The 520-nt window shown below is 63.5% G+C and carries 1 protein-coding gene; it reads right to left on the reverse strand.

Annotated elements, in window-relative coordinates:
* The coding region (locus CH294_RS27145) for a carboxyl transferase domain-containing protein (RefSeq protein ID WP_283164528.1) at positions 1-520 on the reverse strand (520 nt) is incomplete at both ends.

A 520-nucleotide genomic window follows, 5' to 3' on the forward strand; every position in this document is an offset into this window, starting at 1 on the left:
CAAATTGACGTCGGCACCCATGTGCTTGGACCCCATCACGTCGTACGCCCCGCCGTACGCCTTGCGGGTGATGACGGTGATCTTCCCGACCGTCGCCTCCCCGTAGGCATACAACAATTTCGCGCCCCGCCGAATGATGCCGTTGTACTCCTGCCCCGTCCCGGGCAGGAACCCCGGCACATCGACCAACGTGATGATCGGAACGTTGAAACAATCACACGTGCGCACGAACCGCGCCGCCTTCTCCGAGGCATCGATGTCCAACGTTCCCGCGAACTGTGTGGGCTGATTGGCCACGATCCCCACCGACCGGCCGTCGATCCGCCCGAACCCGACGATGATGTTGCGGGCCCGCCCCTCTTGGACTTCGAGGAACTCGTCGTCGTCGAGGATGCGGGTGATCACCTCGTGCATGTCGTACGGGGTGTTCGGTGAATCCGGGATCAGGGTGTCGAGTTCGAGATCCTCCGCGGTCAGCGAGTCCTCGATCGCCCCGGTGATCGGATCCGACGGGACCGTC

Source organism: Rhodococcus sp. 14-2483-1-1, assembly GCF_002259335.1.
In the GTDB taxonomy this organism is placed as follows: domain Bacteria; phylum Actinomycetota; class Actinomycetes; order Mycobacteriales; family Mycobacteriaceae; genus Rhodococcoides.